The sequence below is a fragment of the Lentibacillus populi genome (assembly GCA_014642895.1).
GTDB lineage: Bacteria > Bacillota > Bacilli > Bacillales > Amphibacillaceae > Lentibacillus_C > Lentibacillus_C populi.
Genome location: BMJD01000077.1, coordinates 1 through 8,214 on the forward strand (window position 1 = coordinate 1; position 8,214 = coordinate 8,214).

The window sequence follows — 8,214 nt, forward strand, 5'->3', positions numbered from 1 at the left end:
TCATTATAAAGGATTTTTTGTTGTCTAGACAGTTAAAAATTGAACATTACCAACATTTTTTATTATTAGTTATAATTAATGCAACGCTAGTGCTGTTCCGTTTCTTTTTCAAAGTTACTAATCATCCCAGAAATTACAGTGATATTTCCAACTGATTGTATTTTATTTCCAAGCTTTTCGAGAGAGACTTCCCTTTGTCCGTCAGCTCCTAGAGCATTTCCAGTTGCTTGTAAAACATTTCCCCATAAATCTAGATTATTTCGCAAATCACTAGTTGTAAAATGTGATGGTGTACTTCCGATAGCAGAGCTAATTGTTCCTATTGCTGCTAGCCATGAACCGAGGATTTCTTTATATTGATTATTCATAAATCTATCCTATCCGCCCTTCGCAAATACAAATATCTACTCGTACTATATAATATTCACTATGAGCAAGAGTCGCTACAAGGTAATATGTGTACACCGATAATGCCGACTTATGTTAACCTCTCTTGTTTCAAGTGAGGATATTTTATGTACTGTCTTGATCAACTATGGAGCAGGTTAGCTTTCGTGTTCATGTCACCGGAAGTTTAAAAAGTCTTTTACGGAATTTTGGACACTTATTTCCATATAATTTGGTAACACTTAAATGATGGTTTTTTGGAAGATAGGAAAGATATTAACTACCCTACTGCATAAGTGCAAGGAACGCTACGTGCAGTTGCATCGCAGACGAAAAAGGACTTTTTCGTTGAACGAAGCCAATTCGCCTAAATGCATGAAGAATGCCAAGTTTTGTAATAGGTGATCCCTGGTAACCAGTGTGATGTCGGTTGCAATGTTATCGTACTACAAAGCAAGAAAATGGGGGTAATGTAATGAATTTTAATAACGGCTTTTCGCAAAACCCGCAAGCCTTCTCCGAACCCTGTACCAACCTATACTGTAATAATCCAAATTGTGAATGTGGAGATCAATGTAAATGCACACCTAACAACCAATGTGGCTGTAATGAAGCAAATCCCCAAATATTCAACCTCACTAAGTATGTAGATGAACTTCCCATTCCACCTGTTTTAAAACCTCGATGGAAAAATCAGTTTTATACTTATTATGAAATAAATATGACTGAATTTAAGCAATCACTCCATAATGAATTAAATGATACAACGGTTTGGGGATACGAAGGAAGCTATCCGGGACCTACCATTGAAGTAGAAAGCGGAGAAATCGTGTATATCAAATGGATCAACAATCTTCCAGATAAGCATCTGTTGCCTGTAGACTATACAGTACATGGTGCCCATATGGATGTACCGGAAGTGCGAACAGTGGTACATGTCCACGGTGCTTGTGTTGAATCGGAAAGCGATGGCTACCCAGAGGCTTGGTTTACAAAGGGGTTCAAACAAGTCGGTCGATATTTTAGAAAACAAGTTTATCGATATGATAATTGCAATCAAGCATGTACCCTTTGGTATCATGATCATACGCTTGGGATTACAAGACTTAACGTTTATGCTGGGTTGGCAGGCTTCTATCTGATAAGAGATCAACGGGAACGTTACTTAAATTTACCAAGCAGAAAATATGAAATTCCCCTTATTATACAAGACAAAACTTTTAATAAAGACGGTTCACTTTTTTATCCGAAGCAACCAGATCAACCTATCCCAGAATTAGAAACGTCAGTCGTTCCTCAATTTATTGGGGAGACCATCCTGGTGAACGGTAAAGTACATCCCTATTTAAAAGTGGAACCACGTAAATATCGATTTAGGCTGCTAAATGGATCCAATACTCGTTTTTTTAGGATGAAGCTTGATTCGGGACAACTTATGTATCAAATTTCTACGGACGGAGGTTTCATGCAGCAACCGATAGGAGTAACAGAGATTATGTTATCTCCAGCAGAACGAGCAGATGTAATTATTGATTTTACCAACTCAGAGGGTAAGAATATAATCATGACAAACGATGCCCCTACACCATTTCCAAGCGGGGTTCCTGTAGACGGAAATACTGGTACAGTTATGCAGTTTAGAGTGGCGCTGCCGCTCTCAAATATTGATACAAGTGTGATTCCTGCATATATGGTTCCGTTGCAAAAAATAAACGAACAGGAAGCCTCAAAGAAAAGATTTTTATCATTTAAAAAAGATATGGATAAGTTCGGTCGACCATACATGCTATTGGATAATAAACAGTGGGATGCCCCGATAACTGAAAATCCAAAATTGGGATCAACCGAAATATGGTATCTCATTAACGTTTCTCCGGATTCACACCCGATTCATCTTCACTTAGTTGATTTTCAAATAATAGACCGAAGAGATATTGATGCAGAAAAGTTTAACAAGGAGGGAATTATCCAGTACACGGGTCCCGCAGTGCCTCCCGCTCCACAGGAACGAGGATGGAAGGATACCGTTCGAGCTAATCCTAACCAAGTAACTCGAATAATTATGAAGTTTGGTCCTTATACAGGTTTGTATGTATGGCACTGTCATGTATTGGAGCACGAGGATAATGAAATGATGCGACCGTTTATTGTTATCCAATAATAGACTGTGCTCTGTCAATAAGGGGTTGATGAAGTATTGATTCTTTATTTTAAGATTTCTGCAATCGGGAGCGACTGTTGAGCAATACAGGTAGAAAATGATCAAACCTTTTTATAAAAACTTCACACCTATTTACAAGAAAAGAATCCGTTTTGGTTAATCTTTTATCGAAACGGACTCTTTTTATTTTGCTCAAAATGTGACTTTGCGAGGTGCTTTTAATCAAACTTAATTCCAAATCTACTTTTATATATGAAATTTGTTTTGAAATTACGCATTAGTTATTGGTGTAATTTTGATATTTGTAGCTGATTTCTAAAATGAATAAGTCTTTTGTGTGCAAATTTCTGTGTTACGTTGAATGTCTTTGTTATAAAAGGTATACCTTCAGATATGCTAGCGATTTCATATTTAAGTAATATAAATGTTGGTACACAAAAATGTAACGCAAAATTATTTGCTTTGCGTTCTTGGTATTTTAGAAAAAGATTATTTAAGTACAATATTTGATTTCCGTACTGTAATAATAAATGACAAAGTTCATGTCCAAAATCCTCCCATTGTTGTTCGGGGGATAACCTAGAATCAATTATAATTTCTTTTTTATAAACACGACTTGATATATCCCAAAAATAGACTTTAATTCCTAGGTAGTCAGCTATTTCCATCATATCTAGTTGATGTGGGTAATAAATACCTAAATTATAATAAAGGTGCTTTACAGAATCTTCTAGTAATGTTGTGTGGTAATTTAAATGGTTCATTAGTTATCCCCTTTCAAATGGAATATATGTTCTGTTTTTATTATAAATAAAAAGCCCTAGTATTAGAGCTCTATTTCTTTTTATCTCGTTCTTGGATAAATTCCCAAAAACGTATTAATTCATCAATTTTTTCTTCTGGCGCGTTTTGTAAATCTTTAAAGAATATTTGTGTTTTCGGGTCCAGTAATTCTTTCCACATTTCATCTGGAGATTCGCTATATATATTACCTGTAATGAGGTAGTCGATAGATACATGAAAGTAATTAGCAATTAATTTTAACGTTTCGTAATCAGGTTGTCTCTTGTTTATTTCATATTGGGATAAGGAAGAACGACTGATTTGTAATTCTTTTGCTAGTCCTTGCTGTGTCATTTTTTTATTTTTACGTAATTTTGTTAAACGTTCACCTAACATTTTAATCTCCAATCCTTATTGAGACGTATTGATACAATAACAATTATACGACACATAATGTAGCAAATAAAGTTTAGCAACAAAATGTCGCAAAAAGTATTGACAGACACTAATTGTTGCATTATAATTTAATTAAGCAATGTTACAAATTGAAGCAAATGGACGGAGGTGATTCGACTTGTGACTACACAAATAAGGCATGTTTTAATAGGTTTTAGGAAATCGATTGGTTCTCAGCAAATTGTGGCAAGTGATCTTGGTATATCAAGGCAATACCTAGGTGCGATTGAAAAAGGCACTCGAAATCCAACTGTTAAACTTATGGTAAAAATGTCAAATTATTTTGGCGTAAGCGAAAAGAAGTTGTTTCCAGACCTTTTTTTACAAATGAATGCCACGAAACGTTGCATTCTTAAGAGTAATTAAATAAGTATAGTAATTGAATTATATTACTTTTAGGAGGTGAAATTCAAATGAATTTTAAAGAAATGCAAGATTTAATGAAGAAGGCGGTTCCTTTGGCAAAAGAAATGGAAGGTGACTGGCAGGCGAGGATGAAGTTATCTGTTCGAATTGTAAAAGCTGATTATTATATGCAACAGCCTATTTCAAAGGAAATTATTCAAAAGCTTTTATTGCATAATGTTTCATATCGTAGAATTTGTAAAAATTATGATATGTCAAGAAAAGCAATTTCAGCATTTGAGAACATGTAACGAGTGTGGGTTTATACCACTTAAAGAAATGTTGGAGAATGTATGAAAGGGAATGATGTTCTTTGAAAACCTTATATAGAAAGAGAGCGCATATGATAAATCGCAACTTATCATACACGCCCACAATAAAACCTAGACACTTTTATTGTAACGTGTTTTGTCAGATTTGTCATTTACGTAATCTAAGTGATAATAGCTAACACTTTTGAAAAAGCTATAGCAGCCCATAATGAGGGTGCTAATGGTTATAAACATAACCTACTAAATGTCGCCGTGACCTTATGAAGTGAGCGACTGATAAGCGCCGTAATGGTTCTTATAAATTATTTTGAGCCTAGCGAAGTAAATTTCCTTTTTTTAAAAAATATATTCAAATGAATAATGGAATTTAGAAAGCAGGTGAATAAATGCAATTATGAAATTAAATGACCTTTTGAAAGAAAATAAAATAGTAGCATTTGGGTTTCCAGCAGTTAGGGAATTGGTTCGATATGATAATAAAGAATCAGATAACATCATTATTATTTCTACACTTGCACCTAGCCTTTTAGTTGGTTATGGGGTAAATGAATATTATGGATTGGAATTGCCAAGAGATAAAACATTTAATACTGGGTTAGATATTATCAAGGCTGATATAAACGTATTTAAATATCGTTTGACTGCTTTAGAAATTTATCCATGGGAAATGAAAAATGACTTTGTAATTGCAAGTCGTCATATCGGGACTGTTGAAATATTAAAAAGTGAATTTTCGTTTTTGCAGAATGTACCAGTATTTGAACGTGTTGAAGCAGAGGATATTAAAGGAAAACATGTTTATGGTACATTACCTCATCGTTTAATAATAGAATGTGACTTATATACAGCGGTTACGATAAAAGGCTTTGATAATGCAAAAGATGGTGATTTGATGGGAAAAGAATTAAAGGAACGTATTCAAATTTCCGAAAATCCGATTATGTTAGAAATGATCGAATGAATTGCAGAGAGGTGATAAGTGATGGAAATGCGTGTCTATATATCTAATCTCGGAAAATATAATGAGGGTGAACTTGTAGGTGATTGGTTTACACCTCCGATTAATATGGAAGAAGTAAAAGAGTCCATTGGATTAAATGGTGATTATGAAGAAATTGCTATTCATGATTACGAATTACCATTTGAAATAAGTGAATATATATCTATTAATGAAATAAATCGTTTGTGCGCAATGGTAGAAGAAATTGAAGGCACTCCTATTTATCATGAATTATCAGCGATATTAGGTATGTGGTTTGGTAGTCTTGAAGAATTGTTGGAAAATGTAGAAGATATTGTTTGTTATTCTGATTGTGACTCTATGGAAGATGTTGCACGTTATTATGTGGAAGAAACAGGGTTGCTTGGAGAAGTTCCTACTAATTTGCAAAATTATATTGATTACCATGCACTTGGTCGTGACATGGAAATAGAAGGAAACTTTCTTGTGACTTCGCATGGCATATTTGAATATATTAATTAAATTTCCTGAAATATAGGATTACTTTAGAAAAAATAATGAGGTGCTAAAATGAGCTCTTACGAATCAATAATTGAAACATTAGATTCTTTTAGTAATGAGCAAATGATTGTTTCTGTAGAAAGAAAGCACTTAGTTGCTTTAATGTCTGAATACAAAAAAAAAAAGATTGAAAATGAAAATATTAAAAAACAATTAAGGGAGAGATTTTGAATGGAATTTAAAACAGGAATTATACCTAATGAACTAACTTTTGGAGATTTATTTTTTATGGGATTGAAACGTGAAAGAATGTTTTATGACCGTGAGAAGAATGAACGTACGGATAAGTTAGAATCTCGTATTTATAATCTTGCTTCATCTACTCAAAAAGAACAGATTGAGGTTACAATACCGGAATATATAGATTTGAAAGAAATTGAATTTAATAAGCAGGTAAAATTAAAAAATCCTGTCATTAAAGCAAGAGCGCAAGCAAATGGAAACTTTGCTAATGTTATCTGGACAGTTGAAGCAGAAGATATTATTGAGGGTGGAAGTTCTGGTGGTATAAAAAAGAATGAACCTAGCAAAGAACCGGTAGGAGTAGGTGGAGAAAAGAAATAATAGATTAGTAGCGTGCTAGTTATAAATTAATTGGCACGCTTTTTTGTTCAATTATTTAGAGATAACTGAATTTCACTGCAAAAGAAGGTGATAAAGATTGAGTTTTTTGAAGAAACGTCTTTGGAAATATCGTGGTATACGAATAACGCCTAAAATGGAGCATGGTGTATTAAGAGCAGGTTTATCAATATTTATACCTGTTTTTATATTGAGCCTTATTATTTTTTATAAAAATGGAATTAGTAATGTCAGCCAATGGTTTACTTGGGATTATCTAAAAGATTTAGCAGGCTGGAATTGGATTTATATAGGAAAAGGGTTGCTTATAGCTAGCTTAGTAGGTGTTACTGTAGTTGGATTTGCATATTTTATCTTTTTTGAAAAATATAGACGTATTTGGCATAGGCAAAAAATAGCAAGAATGTTTATATCAAATCGCTTCATGGAAAAAGAAAGCTATTCAACGGAATCAAAATGGAGTTTGTCAGATAAGAATGTTACGAAATCTAAAATAACCTATTTTCCCAAAGCATATTACAAAATAAAAAAAGGCTATATTGAATTTCGAGTAGCCATGGATATGAGCCGTTTTCAAGATAGGTTTCTTAAATTAGGAGACCAATTAGAAAATGGTTTGTATTGTGCTTTAGCTGATAAAGAATTAGAGGAAAATTTTGTGTGTTATAAATTGATGTATGATGTACAACAAAATCGTATTTCTATTAGTGATGTAACGGTTAAAAATGGTGTAATGAAGCTTATGAAGCATATCGATTGGAAATTTGATGAATTACCTCACATGTTGATTGCTGGTGGTACTGGTGGAGGAAAGACATATTTCATTTTAACCATGATTGAAGCATTATTAAAATCGGGTGCTGAATTGCGTATATTAGACCCGAAAAATGCAGACCTTGCAGATTTGGAATCTGTAATGCCTGAAAAAACTGTTTTCAGTAGGAAGAATGGAATTAAAATGACTTTGAAAAAAGCTAGAGAAGAAATGCATGATCGTTCTGAAAAGATGAAAACAATGCCGAATTATAAAACAGGTGGGAACTATGCAAGTGTAGGTCTGCCACCACTTTTTGTAATTTTTGATGAGTACGTGGCTTTCATGGAAATGTTAGACCATCGAGAAAAGCAAGAAGTATTGGAAGATATGAAGCAATTGACTATGTTAGGTCGGCAGGCAGGCGTTTTTCTTATTTTAGCGAATCAGCGCCCAGATGCAAAGTATTTGGCAGATGGAATAAGAGACCAATTTAATTTTCGTGTAGCACTAGGTAGGAATAGTGAAACTGGATATGGAATGATGTTTGGTGATGTAGATAATACTTTTGTGAATAAGCGTATAAAAGGGCGTGGCTATGCGGATTATGGCGCTTCTGTTATCACGGAATTTTACACACCTCTTGTCCCTAAAGGGTATGATTTTTTAGAAGAAATAAAAAAAGTAACGCCGATAGTGGAGAGTGCGGCAGCGACGACAGTCGCTAGCGACAGCGAAAAGCACTCGGGAGGAGTGAGCGTAGCGAATGACGACCAACAACCCCCCCTACTCTAACGAGGCCACTGAAAAAGTCCCGAAAAGATATGATTCCCAAATTTAATATGGGAACCATATCTTTTTTTAGTTACAATAGAAGTATCAAGTTAAAGTG

At 34.1% G+C, this 8,214-nt stretch carries 10 protein-coding genes and 1 pseudogene; 8 read left to right on the forward strand and 3 right to left on the reverse strand.

What is annotated here, in order from left to right:
- Positions 1-95: 95 nt before the first annotated feature.
- A pseudogene (locus IEX12_RS22285) lies at positions 96-368 on the reverse strand (DUF6944 family repetitive protein); the annotation flags it as partial.
- A gap of 494 nt (positions 369-862) precedes the next feature.
- On the opposite strand from IEX12_RS22285, the gene IEX12_RS22290 reads away from it, so the two are divergent.
- Positions 863-2,548, forward strand: a complete 1,686-nt coding sequence (locus IEX12_RS22290; protein WP_188725922.1) for a multicopper oxidase family protein — start codon at positions 863-865, stop codon at positions 2,546-2,548.
- 281 nt (positions 2,549-2,829) lie between these two features.
- Here IEX12_RS22290 and IEX12_RS22295 read toward each other — a convergent pair whose 3' ends face one another.
- A complete protein-coding gene (locus IEX12_RS22295) occupies positions 2,830-3,312 on the reverse strand; it encodes an ImmA/IrrE family metallo-endopeptidase (RefSeq protein ID WP_188725923.1) in 483 nt (160 codons plus the stop codon).
- A 70-nt stretch (positions 3,313-3,382) separates the two neighbouring features.
- The gene (locus IEX12_RS22300; RefSeq protein WP_188725924.1) at positions 3,383-3,727 is read right to left on the reverse strand and encodes a helix-turn-helix domain-containing protein; all 345 of its coding nucleotides are present in this window, start codon (positions 3,725-3,727) and stop codon (positions 3,383-3,385) included.
- A gap of 180 nt (positions 3,728-3,907) precedes the next feature.
- On the opposite strand from IEX12_RS22300, the gene IEX12_RS22305 reads away from it, so the two are divergent.
- The 7 genes from IEX12_RS22305 (at position 3,908) to IEX12_RS22335 (ending at position 8,117) form a co-directional block, all read left to right on the forward strand.
- The gene (locus tag IEX12_RS22305) at positions 3,908-4,153 is read left to right on the forward strand and encodes a helix-turn-helix transcriptional regulator (protein ID WP_286171347.1); all 246 of its coding nucleotides are present in this window, start codon (positions 3,908-3,910) and stop codon (positions 4,151-4,153) included.
- 47 nt (positions 4,154-4,200) lie between these two features.
- Positions 4,201-4,443, forward strand: a complete 243-nt coding sequence (locus IEX12_RS22310) for a hypothetical protein (protein ID WP_188725925.1) — start codon at positions 4,201-4,203, stop codon at positions 4,441-4,443.
- A gap of 415 nt (positions 4,444-4,858) precedes the next feature.
- The gene (locus IEX12_RS22315; RefSeq protein WP_188725926.1) at positions 4,859-5,425 is read left to right on the forward strand and encodes a hypothetical protein; all 567 of its coding nucleotides are present in this window, start codon (positions 4,859-4,861) and stop codon (positions 5,423-5,425) included.
- 21 nt (positions 5,426-5,446) lie between these two features.
- Complete coding sequence (locus IEX12_RS22320; protein ID WP_188725927.1) at positions 5,447-5,947, forward strand: antirestriction protein ArdA; 501 nt, start codon at positions 5,447-5,449, stop codon at positions 5,945-5,947.
- Positions 5,948-5,995: 48 nt separating this feature from the next.
- Complete coding sequence (locus tag IEX12_RS22325) at positions 5,996-6,157, forward strand: hypothetical protein (RefSeq protein ID WP_188725928.1); 162 nt, start codon at positions 5,996-5,998, stop codon at positions 6,155-6,157.
- On the forward strand, positions 6,158-6,550 hold the full coding sequence (locus tag IEX12_RS22330) for a DUF961 family protein (protein WP_188725929.1): 393 nt from the start codon (positions 6,158-6,160) through the stop codon (positions 6,548-6,550).
- Positions 6,551-6,704: 154 nt separating this feature from the next.
- Positions 6,705-8,117 carry an FtsK/SpoIIIE domain-containing protein gene (locus IEX12_RS22335; RefSeq protein WP_188725931.1) on the forward strand — a complete coding sequence of 471 codons (1,413 nt, stop codon included), beginning with the start codon at positions 6,705-6,707 and terminating at the stop codon, positions 8,115-8,117.
- Positions 8,118-8,214 lie beyond the last annotated feature (97 nt).

Bases quoted from the DNA above. Each gene is read 5' to 3' on its own strand.
- IEX12_RS22290 (WP_188725922.1), top strand. From the start codon at position 863: ATGAATTTTAATAACGGCTTTTCGCAAAACCCGCAAGCCTTCTCCGAA.
- IEX12_RS22315 (WP_188725926.1), top strand. From the start codon at position 4,859: ATGAAATTAAATGACCTTTTGAAAGAAAATAAAATAGTAGCATTTGGG.
- IEX12_RS22335 (WP_188725931.1), top strand. From the start codon at position 6,705: ATGGAGCATGGTGTATTAAGAGCAGGTTTATCAATATTTATACCTGTT.
- IEX12_RS22320 (WP_188725927.1), top strand. From the start codon at position 5,447: ATGGAAATGCGTGTCTATATATCTAATCTCGGAAAATATAATGAGGGT.
- IEX12_RS22310 (WP_188725925.1), top strand. From the start codon at position 4,201: ATGAATTTTAAAGAAATGCAAGATTTAATGAAGAAGGCGGTTCCTTTG.
- IEX12_RS22295 (WP_188725923.1), bottom strand. From the start codon at position 3,312: ATGAACCATTTAAATTACCACACAACATTACTAGAAGATTCTGTAAAG.
- IEX12_RS22300 (WP_188725924.1), bottom strand. From the start codon at position 3,727: ATGTTAGGTGAACGTTTAACAAAATTACGTAAAAATAAAAAAATGACA.
- IEX12_RS22330 (WP_188725929.1), top strand. From the start codon at position 6,158: ATGGAATTTAAAACAGGAATTATACCTAATGAACTAACTTTTGGAGAT.
- IEX12_RS22325 (WP_188725928.1), top strand. From the start codon at position 5,996: ATGAGCTCTTACGAATCAATAATTGAAACATTAGATTCTTTTAGTAAT.